The organism is Tenacibaculum singaporense, from assembly GCF_003867015.1.
Taxonomy (GTDB): domain Bacteria; phylum Bacteroidota; class Bacteroidia; order Flavobacteriales; family Flavobacteriaceae; genus Polaribacter; species Polaribacter singaporensis.
Genome location: NZ_CP032548.1, coordinates 1545965 through 1561380, shown reverse-complemented (window position 1 = coordinate 1561380; position 15416 = coordinate 1545965). Strand labels below are relative to the sequence as shown.

At 32.7% G+C, this 15416-nt stretch carries 7 protein-coding genes; all 7 read right to left on the bottom strand.

Features of this window, described 5'->3' with window-relative positions; all coding sequences use genetic code 11:
- Positions 1–1230: a gliding motility-associated C-terminal domain-containing protein gene (locus tag D6T69_RS06995; protein ID WP_164506700.1), complete on the bottom strand. Its 1230-nt coding sequence runs from the start codon at positions 1228–1230 to the stop codon at positions 1–3.
- Between the two features lie 13 nt (positions 1231–1243).
- Positions 1244–5551, bottom strand: a complete 4308-nt coding sequence (locus D6T69_RS06990; protein WP_125067063.1) for a beta strand repeat-containing protein — start codon at positions 5549–5551, stop codon at positions 1244–1246.
- Positions 5552–6032: 481 nt separating this feature from the next.
- Positions 6033–7406, bottom strand: a complete 1374-nt coding sequence (locus D6T69_RS06985; RefSeq protein ID WP_125067062.1) for a hypothetical protein — start codon at positions 7404–7406, stop codon at positions 6033–6035.
- Between the two features lie 32 nt (positions 7407–7438).
- Complete coding sequence (locus D6T69_RS06980) at positions 7439–8818, bottom strand: hypothetical protein (RefSeq protein WP_125067061.1); 1380 nt, start codon at positions 8816–8818, stop codon at positions 7439–7441.
- Positions 8802–8999 (bottom strand): hypothetical protein, encoded by a 198-nt coding sequence (locus D6T69_RS06975; RefSeq protein WP_125067060.1) that lies wholly within the window; start codon positions 8997–8999, stop codon positions 8802–8804. The genes D6T69_RS06980 and D6T69_RS06975 overlap by 17 nt, the downstream gene beginning before the upstream one ends.
- A 22-nt stretch (positions 9000–9021) precedes the next feature.
- Positions 9022–10959, bottom strand: a complete 1938-nt coding sequence (locus D6T69_RS06970; protein ID WP_125067059.1) for an alpha/beta fold hydrolase — start codon at positions 10957–10959, stop codon at positions 9022–9024.
- 8 nt (positions 10960–10967) lie between these two features.
- Positions 10968–15398 (bottom strand): non-ribosomal peptide synthetase, encoded by a 4431-nt coding sequence (locus D6T69_RS06965; protein ID WP_125067058.1) that lies wholly within the window; start codon positions 15396–15398, stop codon positions 10968–10970.
- Positions 15399–15416 lie beyond the last annotated feature (18 nt).

The following is a 15416-nucleotide window of genomic DNA, read 5'->3' as shown; positions in this document are numbered from 1 at the left end:
CTACTTGTTTAAATACAGCCAACCTTGGTAAGGTTTTGTTTTTCCGTCATTAAAATCTACTACATACCAATAAGTTGCAGCTGGCATTACCTTTGTTTCTCCTGTTAATGTTAACTTACCGTACGACTTTCCATCCCACCAAGTTGGATTCAACTCATTATTATTGCTATATTCATATACTACGTTACCATACCTATTATAGATTTTCATTTTAAATTTTGGATAGTTCTCTGCCAAATCTGGTATTACAAACTCATCATTAACTCCATCACCATCTGGAGAGAAAGAATTTGAAACAGAAAAGTCTATAACAGGGTCAATAGTTCCTCTTTTCTTTTCACATGCCAATGTAAAAACGCCATAACCAGAAACTTTAGCAGTTATACTTTTTCCTGAAACATCTATACTAATACCTTCTCTTTCCTTTATCCACTCTTCTCCATTCCACCGTACTATTATTATTTTACTTGGGTCTGAGTAAATATCTTCTGGCGTGGTCACATCACTCCATGTTAGAGTTAATGCTACCAACTCGTCGTTTGATTTATTTTGAATCTCCCAAAACTCATTCATGTCTATTAAACCAATATCTTCTTCTTTTTTATCGAAATCAAGATTTGCCTTTTCCCAATTAAAACAGGCATAAAAATTTGTAGTTGGATCTGAAGGAGCAGAAATAGTTACCATTCTTGGTACAAAAATTTTTGACTGATAGTCTCCAACAGGAAAAGTAAAACTTTCATTTCCTCTTTTTTGTACTTTATTATTCACATAACTCTTATTACTAACTCCTGTGTTCGTTGCTCCATTTAAATAAGTAACCATCCCGTTTTCTTCAGCTTTCAAAATACCATTTTCAAAAAACGTAGTTCCTACTATTTCTATTTCTTTGTTTAAGTTAAAAGCTAAATCTGCTGACTGGTTGTCGAATTCTACAAACATAAAACTAGAAGTTCCCTTACCTGAAATAGTCTGATTATCATTACCAACAAAACTTGTAAATCCAGTTATTTCATTATTAGAAAACTTAAACTTTCCATTATTTGTAAAGTTTTTAAACACATACAAATCGCCATCATTTGTAATTGCTCCATAATCTTTTATAAATAAGTCTTCATGAATACTTATCAATGTATTTTCAGAAATATAAAGAGTTCCTGTGTTTATAGTTTGAGCTTTTACTGCTATAACAAAACACATAATTATTGATGAGATTATTTTTTCTTTCATAATTATCAGCTTATTATAAAGAAGTACCATCAATTTTATACCAATAATAGTCTGTACCATCAAAACCACATTGTATTGTTATAGAAGAATTAGTTCCTAACAAGGATATACCTAATGAACTTAATCCAGTTCCTTTTATAGTACCCCCACCTGTAATATTCAAGTTTAATGCAACTGAAAGTCCTATTAATAAGCCATTACCTGCTCTATTTACAATCACCAATTTATTTCCTAAATTACTACTATCGGGTGTTGGTATAGTTATATCTGCACCTAACCCAAGATTTATTAGACCTGTTTGCTCTATTATTACTGTACCATCTGTATTATCAATAGTTGTACTTGAAGTTGGGTTTTTAACAATTCTTATATTATTTAATCTGGTTAAAGAAGTGTTTATAGTTGAAATATCTGTCTGGTTAGTTGTTGCTAAAACATTATTGCCTGCAACATTTCCAGCTAAAGAAGAAGCTCCTATATCAACAGATCCTCCATTAACTAAACTAATGGTATTTCCGCTCAAGCTCAGATCTTGAGTATCTGAATCTACAACAATCCATGTTGTTCCATCACTCGTCTTATATAATATTCCTGAAGCTGTATCCGTATAAACTTGACCAGCAACACCTGTAACTGTTCCATTAGGATCTCCCGCTCCTGATAAAGTAGCATCCTGTCCAGCTGCTCCGGTGTCTCCTTTTAAAGAGGTGATAAAATCAGCTTCAGTTCCGCTGTTTCCAGCATCTAACCATGTTTGATAAGCTGACTTTCCGTCTGCTCCATCGGTTCCGTTGGCTCCTGTATCTCCTTTTAAAGAGGTGATAAAGTCAGCTTCAGTTCCGCTGTTTCCGGCATCCAACCACGTTTGATAGGCAGATTTTCCATCGGCTCCATCGGTTCCGTTTGCTCCTGTTGCTCCAGTATCTCCTTTTAAAGAAGTAATAAAGTCGGCTTCGGTGCCGCTGTTTCCAGCATCTAACCATGTTTGATAAGCTGACTTTCCGTCTGCTCCATCGGTTCCGTTGGCTCCTGTTGCTCCGGTATCTCCTTTTAAAGAGGTGATAAAGTCAGCTTCGGTTCCACTGTTTCCTGCATCTAACCATGTTTGGTAGGCAGATTTCCCATCTGCTCCATCGGTTCCGTTGGCTCCTGTTGCTCCGGTATCTCCTTTTAAAGAGGTGATAAAGTCGGCTTCGGTGCCGCTGTTTCCAGCATCTAACCATGTTTGATACGCAGATTTTCCATCTGCTCCATCGGTTCCGTTGGCTCCTGTTGCTCCGGTATCTCCTTTTAAAGAAATGATAAAATCGGCTTCGGTGCCGCTGTTTCCTGCATCTAACCATGTTTGATACGCTGACTTTCCGTCTGCTCCATCGGTACCATTGGTTCCTGCGGCTCCGGTGTCTCCTTTTAAAGAAGTAATAAAATCGGCTTCGGTGCCGCTATTTCCTGCATCCAACCATGTTTGATACGCAGATTTTCCGTCTGCTCCATCAGCTCCGTTAGCTCCCGTTACTCCGGTATCTCCTTTTAAAGAGGTGATAAAGTCGGCTTCAGTACCACTGTTTCCAGCATCTAACCAAACTTGATAGGCGGATTTTCCGTCTGCTCCATTGGTTCCGTTGGCTCCTGTTGCTCCGGTGTCTCCTTTTAAAGAGGTGATAAAATCAGCTTCGGTGCCGCTGTTTCCGGCATCCAACCATGTTTGGTAGGCAGATTTACCATCTGCTCCATTGGTTCCGTTTGTTCCTGTAGCTCCAGTATCTCCTTTTAAGGAAGTGATAAAATCAGCTTCGGTTCCGCTGTTTCCAGCATCTAACCATGTTTGATAAGCTGACTTTCCATCTGTTCCATTAGCTCCGTTGGCTCCTGTTGCTCCAGTGTCTCCTTTTAAAGAAGCGATAAAATCAGCTTCGGTGCCACTGTTTCCAGCATCCAACCACGTTTGATAGACAGATTTCCCATCTGCTCCATCGGTTCCGTTGGCTCCTGTTGCTCCGGTATCTCCTTTTAAAGAGATGATAAAGTCAGCTTCGGTTCCACTGTTCCCAGCATCCAGCCATGTTTGGTAGGCAGATTTTCCATCGGCTCCATCGGTTCCTGCAGCTCCCGTTACTCCGGTATCTCCTTTTAAAGAGGTGATAAAATCGGCTTCGGTTCCGCTGTTTCCGGCATCTAACCATGTTTGATAAGCGGACTTTCCATCTGTTCCATTAGCTCCGTTGGCTCCTGTTGCTCCAGTGTCTCCTTTTAAAGAAGCGATAAAATCAGCTTCGGTGCCACTATTTCCAGCATCTAGCCATATTTGATAAGCAGATTTTCCATCAACTCCATCGGTTCCATTGGCTCCTGTTGCTCCAGTATCTCCTTTTAAAGAAGCGATAAAATCAGCTTCGGTGCCACTGTTTCCAGCATCCAACCACGTTTGATAGACAGATTTTCCATCGGCTCCATCGGTTCCGTTTGCTCCAGTATCTCCTTTTAAAGAAGTGATAAAATCGGCTTCGGTGCCACTGTTTCCAGCATCCAACCAAACTTGGTAGGCAGATTTCCCATCGGCTCCATCGGTTCCGTTTGCTCCTGTTGCTCCGGTGTCTCCTTTTAAAGAGATGATAAAGTCAGCTTCGGTTCCACTGTTCCCAGCATCCAGCCATGTTTGGTAGGCAGATTTTCCATCTACTCCATCAGTACCGTTGGCTCCTGTTGCTCCAGTATCTCCTTTTAGAGAGGTAATAAAATCGGCTTCGGTGCCGCTGTTTCCGGCATCTAACCATGTTTGATAGGCGGATTTTCCATCAACTCCATCAATACCGTTAGCCCCTGTTGCTCCAGTGTCTCCTTTTAATGAAGTAATAAAATCGGCTTCGGTGCCGCTGTTTCCGGTATCTAACCATGTTTGATACGCGGACTTTCCGTCTGTTCCATTAACTCCGTTGGCTCCTGTTGCTCCAGTATCTCCTTTTAAAGAAGTTATAAAGTCGGCTTCGGTGCCGCTGTTTCCGGCATCCAACCACGTTTGATAAGCTGACTTTCCATCTGTTCCATTAGCTCCGTTGGCTCCTGTTGCTCCAGTGTCTCCTTTTAAAGAAGTAATAAAGTCAGCTTCGGTGCCGCTGTTTCCGGCATCTAACCAAACTTGATAGGCGGATTTTCCATCTGTTCCATTAGCTCCGTTGGCTCCTGTTGCTCCAGTGTCTCCTTTTAAAGAAGTAATAAAGTCAGCTTCGGTGCCGCTGTTTCCGGCATCAAGCCATGTTTGATAGGCAGATTTTCCATCAACTCCATCGGTTCCGTTTGCTCCCGTTGCTCCGGTATCTCCTTTTAGAGAGGTAATAAAGTCCGCTTCAGTACCACTGTTTCCGGCATCCAGCCATGTTTGATAGGCAGATTTTCCATCAACTCCATCGGTTCCGTTTGCTCCTGTTACTCCGGTATCTCCTTTTAGAGAGGTAATAAAGTCCGCTTCAGTACCACTGTTTCCAGCATCTAACCATATTTGATAGGCGGACTTTCCGTCTGCTCCATCAGTTCCGTTTGCTCCCGTTGCTCCGGTGTCTCCTTTTAAAGAGGTAATAAAGTCAGCTTCGGTTCCGCTGTTTCCGGCATCTAACCATGTTTGATAAGCGGATTTTCCATCGGCTCCATCGGTTCCGTTTGCTCCTGTTACTCCGGTATCTCCTTTTAAAGAGGTGATAAAGTCGGCTTCAGTACCACTGTTTCCGGCATCTAACCATATTTGATAGGCGGATTTTCCATCAGCTCCTGACGATACAACTGAACTCCATGTGCTACCATCCGAACTATAAACCTCTCCGGAATTAGTATCTACATATAAAGCACCTGTGGCAGGATCTACAGAGCTACTAATAGGAGATCCTGTACCCGTTAATAACTCATTTTCTCCTAAAAGAGATGATAAATCAACTGACTTGGAACTTGCATTTTCTAACTCGAGAGTAAGAATGTTAGAACTATTTAAAAAGAAATTTTTTATTTGTTGATTATCTGCTTGTGTAGCAATCAAATTTGAGACTGTGGTTATATCTACTAATTGTTCCCATAGCGTTCCATTCCAATAATAAAATCCTTTTCCTGAAGTATTATTAGTATTATAAACTAATAAGCTTTCATTAATTGTCGTACTACTTACTGGTGAAGCTGTACTTAAATTATCAATATTTAATCTGGGAATTAATAAGCCTTTGGTATCTGACTTAATATCTAACTGAGCAGATAGATTAGGTGTTAAGGTTCCTATTCCTACTTGTGCAGTAATTGCTACGCTTAAAATTAAGAGTACGAGGGTAGTTACTTTTTTCATTAGTTTCTTTGTTTGGGTGGGACTTCTTTGTAATCATTATTCCATTTAATTAAATTTTATTAATAAATTAAATTTTGATGTTCTATCGAGTAGGTAAAGGCATTATATCAGCACTGTCTTCATAGCTAAAAGGCGATAGATTTGAAGAAACACCTAAAACAAACTGATTTACAACATACTAACCTCTTACAATTTAGTGAAAAAATATTGATTTTGGTAAACCCTACTTTTATTCTTCTTTATTATCAGGTAAATTCCCCTAGGGAGTAACTATTTTTATATGTTGAAATAATTGAGTTTTTAGGTAGTTTGATAATTACAAAACGGAAACATTAAACAACAAAAAAGCCTTACTATTCCTAGTAAGGCTTATTATGATTGTAACTGAATATATTACTTTCTGAACATATAAAAAATTTCACTTCCTCTTATATTAACAATTGTATTGCAGGAACACTTATTAAACATAATTAAATAAAAATTAAACACCTGTTTCTAAAACTATAGCTTCAACAGCTCCTTTAGCCGAATTAATTACCCCAACATCAGTTTTTACTTCAGACATTCTAACCCATACTCCTCCATAAATATCTCCAAAACCAAAAGCTCCCCAAATAAGTTTATGTTTACTCCATTCGTTCTGAAAGTTTGGAGCTATAAAATCAATCGAATCACAAAATTCTTGAACAATATACTTTGTATTTTTAACTGCATAGCTTATAGCTTCTTCCCATTCTTTTGCACTCATAAACTTTCCTACAAAAACATTTTTCCCTTGTGAACCCGTAGCGTCTTTTACTACAAAGTTATTTTTTTGATTTTTTAATAACTGGGGAAGATTTACCTCTTTACCTTTATAAAAAACATTTTTATCTTCTACTATTTCCGTATAAGGTATTGAGTCCAAAATAAGCTTATTTTCATCATCTTTGAATTTTTCCTCTTCTGCCAAATTTCTCAAAATTGCTAAATTTCTTTTATCTTCTATCATCTGAATATCAATTGGAGAAGTTATATATAAGTTATTTAAAACATAAGCTCTAAATACTTCTGGTTTTAAGTATAAATCACTGTTTAATAATGTTACGGCATGAATTCTATTTTTTTTATACAAAATATTTCCTTTTACATACTCTAGATCATTTAAGTTTCCTGTTATTGCTTTTCCTTTTAAACCAATAGAATTTAGTTCACCTTCCCATAAATTATTAAAAAAATTCATTGTATTAATGGTTAAGTCTTCACCTATCATGTCCATTCCTACAAAAATATTCACCTCACTATCTTTATCAATTTCAGACACTTGCTTTACTATTTCTCCTACTAAAAACTTAAAATATGATGTTTGAATATTTCTACAATGGTATGTGTTGGAGTTATCTTGAAGTAAATTATTGTGAAGACTTCTTATTACTTTCTCAAAACTCTGAACTTGAAAACCTCCTAATGAAGGTCCCATGTTTACTTCTAATATCTTAAAACCTTTACTTGTTCTCGCCAAATCAAGTCTTGAGCTTGTCGCCAATTTTTTTTGATAGCACATCATGCCAAACTCAGCCAGCATGTAATTGTTATCATAGTAAAACTGTGCTATTCTTGACACATCATTTTTAAAATATAATTCAGGTACTTGTGATAGCAGTTTAGGGATTTTTAAACACATTTCTTCTAAACTCTGAACATCATCTGGCTCTATTAAAACAGGCCAAGAACAAACAGGGTATTCATATTCACGAAAAACAGGATCTATTTCTTCTAAATTTGTATTTATTCTCGATTCAGTTAGTTTTCTTTTGCTTTCTATAAAAGAGTTATGCTTACTTGATAAGATTGAAATTGATTTATTTATAGTCATTTTTATTTCTTTTGTTTTTAGAGCTTTTACCTTTAGTTATACTCAAAAATAATAGCCTCTACGGCTCCTTTAGCTGAATTAATCACACCAACATCATTTATTGTCTCAGAAAGCCTTCCCCAAACACCACCATATTCTTCGCCAAAACCAAACGCCCCCCAAATTAGTTTATGATCAACCCATAAATTATTTTTATTTGGAGCCAAGTAGTTTTTTGAAGCACAATATTCTTGAATAATATAGTTTTTCTCAAGTCCTAAGTTAATTATCTCATTCCAACTTTTCTCCGTCTCAAATTCACCAATAAAAACATTATCACCCTGAGCTCCAACAGCATCTTTTATTACAAAGTTATTTTTTTGCTCTTTAATCAACTCCAATACATCATATTCCTTACCTTTAAAAACAGTTATTTTTTCACTTAAACTTTCAGTAAACGGAATACTTCTTAAAATTAGTTCGTTTTCTTCTTTGCTAAAGCTATTTTGTAACGCAAGTTTTCTTAATAATACTAGACTCCTTTTATCTCCTAAAATAGCATATCCAAAATGTGTTGTTAAGTACACTTTTTTTTGTATAAAACTTCTATATATAGTTTTATCTAATGGAATATTCTTTCCTAGTAATGTTATTCCGTGAATTGGGATTCCCCTATAAGTTACAGCTCCATTTTCATTTTTTAGCTCTGAAACATCTCCCGTAAATGCTTTCCCTTTTATTTTAAATTTTGTAAATTCTTTTTTCACTAAACCGTTAATAAACTTCATTGCATTTTGTCTTACCGAATCTTCTTTATCTGTCAGCCCTATAAAAATATTTACTTCATTCTTTTCTCCAGTATAATTAAGGACTTCATTAATTAAAAACTGAAAATATTTTTGCTGCACATTGTAAGACTTAAATTTTTCCCTTGGAAAATTTAAAAATGAAGGATGTAAATCTCTTAATACACTCTCAAAACTACTCAATTCAAAACCTCCCAATAAAGAGCCCGCATTTACCTCTAACACTTTAAAGTCAGTTTCTGGCAAACTCAAATCAAGTCTTATACTTGAGTTTGGATTCATCTGGAGAGAGATTAATCCTAATTGGGCCATAATTTGATTTCCTTCATAATAATAGTCTGCTATCTTTTTAATATCATTTTTAAAATATAACTCGGGTATTTTAGATATTAATTTTGGAATTTTAAACGTTAATTCTTCTAATAGACTTGATTTATAACTATCTATTATAATTGGCCATGAACACACCTCATAATCATAATTTTTAAATAAATCTGGAATTTCTTCTTTGTTTATCTCATTTATGTTAAGTCTTGGAGAAGACACTTTTTTGTTTTCTGTAAACTCTTCATGAAACTCTCCTAGAATAGAGTTTTTATAGCTCGCTTTATTATATACTTCTTTCATTTACTATTTTTTTAAGCTTCTTTTGACTTTTATCTAAAAGAACTGGCCATGTACTAATAGGCACATCATAATTATGAAAAATCTCCGGGACTAAATCATTATTTGTTTTTACTGTTTTTTCTTTTATAATTCTATTTCTAGTAAAAGAATTATATCTTTCCTTTAAAATCATGTTATTCATAATATTATTTCTTAGTATTAAACTATATTATTCCCCAATACATTAGATAAACAATGCACAAAAGATTTGAAAACAGTAAGGAAAAAACAATACTTCTATCTCTTATCGATTTTAATTTTAAAAAATAGTAAGCAAAAGAAAGAATCAAAAGAAAGGCAAAAACAGTAATTCCTGTGAATACATAATCAAAACTACTTGGCAGCCCAAAAGCTAAAATAAAATAATTATTCGCTGCAGTTTCATTCATTCCTTTCAATAATAAAACAAAGCATAGAATCCCTATTATGGAAGTAAAAACCCCCATAAAGCGAATAATACTATCTGCTCTTTTTGAATACTCTTTTTTAAAGATTTTTATAGTATAATTAATTATAAAAAAGACCATTAGTATAAGCGCAATTACCAATGGCGATAAAAAAACAGGATCTAGATTATTAAAACTATTTCCCATTTCAAACACTCCTGAATTAATAGTTATGTCATTCACTAAATAAACTGGTTTTATATCTGAAAAAAGTTTTGCATCGCTTTTAATCTCTTTATCAGATAAAAAGTCACTAACTAATTTAGTTCCTTTTTTGGTAAAACTTGCAGAATGTCCATAAGTGGGAATTTCTAAAAATTTCGATTCTGTTAATTTTGCTTTTAACTCACTTCCATTAGTAGATGGAGTTATTGGGTCGTACTCTCCAGAAATTATGATTGTTGGTATATTTATTTTTAGGTTTTTGGTAGAATTATTCACCTTAAAAAGGCTATCCTTTTCTATTTCACCCCATTTTTCACATACCTTGAAATCGGATTCATAAAATGCTACCCCGCCATCGAGTCCTTTGTATTTATATGATTCTTTATTAAATTTAGAAATACTATTTAATGGTAAAATCTCTTCACAGCTAAAGCAATAATAAACGCCATAATCCATGCTTAACAAACTTGCGAAAGAAGGAACTAGGTTACTTAAAGCTTTTTTATTTCTTTCTTTAAACTGAGAAATTAATAACGGAACAATCTCAATCATTTGTTTATGATAAAGGGCTTGTTGTATAACTACTTTGAAGTCTTCTGAATTAAATGTAAACTTTCCAGATTTTAAAAACTTAGCATCGACTTTTACAGTAATTGGATTAGTTTCTAAATCTCTTATTACATCGAAAAACATGGTTTCTATATTGTTATACCTAGAATTACATGCTGGATCATCTTTGCATTTTTTGAAAACTTTTAACAAGCTGTTCATAAAACCATCAGTATTTTTCTCGTAATAACTGCTTATACTAGAAATGGGGGAATCTAAAATTAATGATTCAACATCATTTGGATAATTACTAGCGTAAACCTGAGCTACATGAGTACCATAAGAAACCCCATAAACGGACCATTTTTTATACCCTAAAGACGCTTTAAGTGCATTCATATCCTTCGCTACTGACAAGCTATTGTATGACGATATATCTATTCCTTTGCTTATTAAAGCTGTTTTACAAGAAATTACTGCGTTTATCTTTTCTTTCTCATCCTCTTCTTCACTTTGATTTTCACTCAAAATTTCAAGTATTTTCTTTCCTAAATCAGGACAAAGTCTTGGTTCTGATAGTCCTGTTCCTCTTATATCAAAAAGGATGATATCTTTATCCTCTCTAATAGGATGATTTACCCATTGCCAAATGGTTTCTGTTCCACTTGCTCCTGGACCTCCTTGTATAAATACAACTGCTTCAGAGTTATTATTTCTCTTTTTGTTTTGTAAAACAGAGTAAGCAATTTTAACCTCTCCTTTTAATACTTCCCAATTCTCAGGTACTATGAGATTTCCCCATTGAATATTTTCTCCTTCTAAAAATTTTGAATTAGGAAAAGGTGATTCTCTTTCTTCTTTTCTTACGCTTTGAGCATTTACTATTGTAAAAGAAAGAATATTAAAAACTATTACTAATATTATTGTTCTTTGTAATTTCATTTTCTTTATTAAAAATTAAATTCTATATCTATTATTGGTTCTTTTTCAAATTCTAGACAAGCATCTAGCTTATCAACTATAGTGTCAGTATTACTAATTAAATTGGCAATAAGCGCTTTATATCTTAATGCTAGTAATTCTATTGTATTCCTTTCATAAATAGCCTCGTTATATTCAAACGTTGCTATAATTCCTTCAGAATTTTGGATAAAATTTAACAGAAGTGGCACCCTAGTATAAGATGATGAAATTTGATATTCTTTAAGAGTTAATCCAGAAGTAACTTCTATACTACTATAATTAAACGATGGTGCTTGTATAGCTATTAAAACCTCAAAATTTAAATCTTTATAAATAATTTCAGGTAAATTTTGGTAATCATCTTCTTTCAATAAATCATACTGTATTTCCTTTAAAAAATTATTTATACTTTTTTTCTCATCAATTCTTGTCCTTTGTGGCAATGTCTTTACAAACATACCTAACTGATTATTTAACTCAGCTTTTCCTCTTCCTGAGTTTACTACTCCAATACACACATCTGTATGATTATATAATTTATAAAGAAGTATATTGAATGCTCCAACTAAAAAAGAGTGTAATGTTAGTTCTTGTTCTTTTAAATAATCACTTATTATTATTTTTTGTTCTAAATCAATTTTAAAACTAAACTCATCGGCTTTATTCAAACCACTTTGAATTCCATTCTTTTGGGGAATTATTGATTTCCAAGAGTAACCGTTCAAATATTCCTTCCAATAATTTTCTCTCTTTTCTATATTTTTCTTTTTTATATTCTCTTGCCAAACACTATAATCTTTAAATTGAATAGGTAGTTTTTCTTGATTAGAATTTGCCCCTACCAGATTAGATTTATAATTTGTTAATATCTCTTTTATTAAAACTTCCATAGACCATCCATCTAATATTAAATGGTGCCCAGAAAATATAAAGTACTTTCTAGCGGAAGTATTTAAGATTACCCCACGAATTAAGACATCTTTCTCAAATTTAAATTCTCTATTTACATAATCCAATATAAAGTCGTTAATCTCTTCTTCTATTATTTTTTTTTCTTCGAGATGAAATTCTTTTTCTAAATTTATTTTTTGTCTTGGCTCTCCATTTATCTCAATAAAATTAGTTCGGAGTATTTCATATTTTTCAATTAACTTCTTGAGTGAAGACTCCAAAGCAGACTTATTTATATCTCCAAAAATCTCATATACAGCATTCATATTATACGCCTTAGATATTGCTTCATTTTGAGACGCTAACCATATGCTATATTGAGGAAAAGTTAATGGGTAATTGTCTTTTTCTTCAGTAAGAGGAATCTTATTTGCTTTACCTTCTTTTTGATTTTCTATAAATAAAGACAACTTTTGAATAGTAGAATTATTGAAAATATCTTTCAAACTAACATTCACATTAAGCTCTTTTTCAATAATACTAGACAACCTGACAGCATTGATAGAATGCCCTCCTAGAGAAAAAAAGTTTTCTTGTAAACTAATTTTTCTTTTCAACCCTAACACTAACCTGAAGTACTCATTTAATTTATTGGTCATTTCAGTTTCAATACCAATTTCCTCTTTTATAATTTTATGATTTACTTCTAAGCTCAGTAATTTTTTTCTATCTACTTTATTATTTGGTGTTAAAGGAAACTCATCCACTTTCAATATCATAGAAGGAATCATATATTCTGGTAGAGTTTCTCTTAATTTCTCTTTTATCGTTTTTGTATCTAATGTAACTCCTCTTTTTAATGATACAAAAGCAATTAGATATGATTCTTGATTCTCTAATTCTTTAGCTAAAACAACAGATGAATCTATTTTTTCTAACTCGTTTAATTTACATTCTATCTCTCCTGTTTCTATACGATAGCCTCTAACCTTAACTTGAAAATCATTTCTTCCATGGAAAAATATTTCTCCTTCTTTATTCCACTTACCCATATCTCCAGTCTCATAGATTCTCTCTTTTGCATTAAAAGGACTTATAATAAACTTCTTTTTACTTAGCTCTTTGTTTTTATAATAACCTTTTGCTAAACCATCTCCTCCTATATATATTGATCCTAAAACACCAATTGAAACTCTTTCTAAGTTTTTATTTAAAATAAAGAATTTTGTATTGTTTATTGGTTTACCAATATTATTTGCATCATCTTCTTTTTCTATTTTTTTTGCACTTGACCATATCGTTGTTTCTGTTGGCCCATACATATTCCAAACCTCAGAAAAGTTTTCTAATAATTTACTCGTTAATTTATTACTTAGTAAATCCCCTCCACATAACGCCTTTATACTTTTATTGCCCTGCCATCCAGAATTAAGTAAAAATTGATAGAAACTAGGGGTGCCTTGAATTAATGTTGTGCCTACCTCTTTTATCTTTTCTTTTAAGATTTTTGGTTCGTTAAGCACTCTTTTATTAGCTATATAAACAGAGGCACCACTTATTAATGGCGCATAAAACTCTAAAATTGAAATATCAAAAGACTGGGTTGTTACTGAAAAAAGGACATCCTCTGAGGTAAAATTTTGATTATTTCTAATACTAATTAAGAAATTTAAAAGTGACTTATGGCTTATTTCTACTCCTTTAGGGTTACCTGTTGATCCAGAAGTATATATAATATAGGCAGTCTCATTTGGAGCAATTATTTTACTTGATTTAGAAACTTTAAAACTATTCTCTTTTATGAAAAACTCTTCTACATCTAAAAAATGACTATGCGTTAAGTTTTCCTTTTTTGTTTCTTTAGTTCCTAAAACATAAGATGCACCACTATGTTCCAAAATATAATTTAATCTTTTTTCTGGAAACTCTGGATCTAATGGAATGTAGGAATTCCCTGATTTCAAAACACCTAAAAACGTTACTAGCATTTTTGCTGACCTAGGCATTAAAACAGCTATAGGTGATTTTTCTATATTTAGTTTAGTTATAGATTCTGCTATTGCATCGGATAAATATTCTAAATCTTCAAACGAGTATGAGTTATACTCGTCTCTAATAGCTATTTTATCAGGTTTTTCTTTGGCTCTTTCTTTTACTATTGACAAAAACGTTTCCTTTTTAGGATACTCAAAATCAGTTTGATTAAAAGAGTCTAGTAACTCTTCCTCTTCATTAGTTAGAAAATTAAAAGTATTCAACTTACTATTTGGATATTTGATTACTTCATAAATCAGCTTTTCAAAATGTTTTACTACCTGAGATACTGTATAATTGTCGAAATAGTTTAAATTATAATCAAAATCAACCTTAACATCTTCATCCTTATCAAACTCTCTTATGTACACTGCCAAAGCAACGCGTTCAGATTTATGAGTCATTGGAATAACACGAGTACTAGTATTTCTAAAATGATCTGAATAATTTTGTTTTTCATACGATAGTGTTACATTATATATCCTATCCTTTTCTTCAAAAGCCTTTAGTTTTTGAACTATTTTCCCCATTGGAAAGCGCTGATGCCTATAATCTTTTCTAAGTTGAGATTTAATTTCTTTTATTAATTCTTCAAACGTAAATTCTGAATCTATCTTCATTCTTAGAGCTGAAACTCCCATAAAAAGTCCAACTGTTTTTTTAAACATAGATTTTCCTCTATTCAATACTGGCAATCCAATTGCAAAATCATTTATTTCATGCTTCTTTGAAAAATAAAGATAAAACACCCCTAAGATTACATGGAAAGTAGAACAATTATTAGATTTTGCTATCTTTTCTAATTTCGAATATGTTTCCCTTTTTATATATAAATCCTGTCTCTTACTCTCATTCAATCCTTTATTTATTTTATTTTTTTCTAAAAAACGCTTGGGTAATGTTTTAAATCTATCTATCCAATAACTTTCGTCTTTTTTAAAGTCTTCAGAATTTTCATATAATCTATCATCACTTACAAAATTTGTATATGAATATGGGTAACTTGAAAGAAGCTGGTTACTATCTAATAGCTCATTATAATTTTTAACCAGTCTTTGAAACATTAAAGATGTTCCCCAACCATCAGTAATTATGTGATGATACTTTGAAAACAAATAATAAAATGTATCTGAAACTTTAATTAAAACAAACTCATGTAATAATTCATTTTTTGTTAAATCAAAACTTATTGCAAATGAATTATCCATATAACTAATAGCTTCTTCATTTGCATTCACCATATAGGAAAAATCAAGAAACTTCAAATCTTCTTCAAAACCTTCTTGTATTTCAAAAGATACTTGATCTTCATTAGCAAAAATTCTAGTCCTAAAAGCATCATGTTGATTTATAAGCCCTTTATATGCTCCATTTAAAATCTCATATATAATTGGTCCGTCAATGACTATTTTAGCTCCTATGTTATATATAGGGTCATTTGTATATAACAATTGCTCAAAATAGACATCTTGTTGTGGAAGTGTCAATTTCATTTTTAATTTAGAAATAAG

Coding starts and splice junctions, on each gene's coding strand:
- D6T69_RS06975 (WP_125067060.1), bottom strand. CDS start 8,999: ATGAATAACATGATTTTAAAGGAAAGATATAATTCTTTTACTAGAAAT.
- D6T69_RS06965 (WP_125067058.1), bottom strand. CDS start 15,398: ATGAAATTGACACTTCCACAACAAGATGTCTATTTTGAGCAATTGTTA.
- D6T69_RS06970 (WP_125067059.1), bottom strand. CDS start 10,959: ATGAAATTACAAAGAACAATAATATTAGTAATAGTTTTTAATATTCTT.
- D6T69_RS06990 (WP_125067063.1), bottom strand. CDS start 5,551: ATGAAAAAAGTAACTACCCTCGTACTCTTAATTTTAAGCGTAGCAATT.
- D6T69_RS06980 (WP_125067061.1), bottom strand. CDS start 8,818: ATGAAAGAAGTATATAATAAAGCGAGCTATAAAAACTCTATTCTAGGA.
- D6T69_RS06985 (WP_125067062.1), bottom strand. CDS start 7,406: ATGACTATAAATAAATCAATTTCAATCTTATCAAGTAAGCATAACTCT.
- D6T69_RS06995 (WP_164506700.1), bottom strand. CDS start 1,230: ATGAAAGAAAAAATAATCTCATCAATAATTATGTGTTTTGTTATAGCA.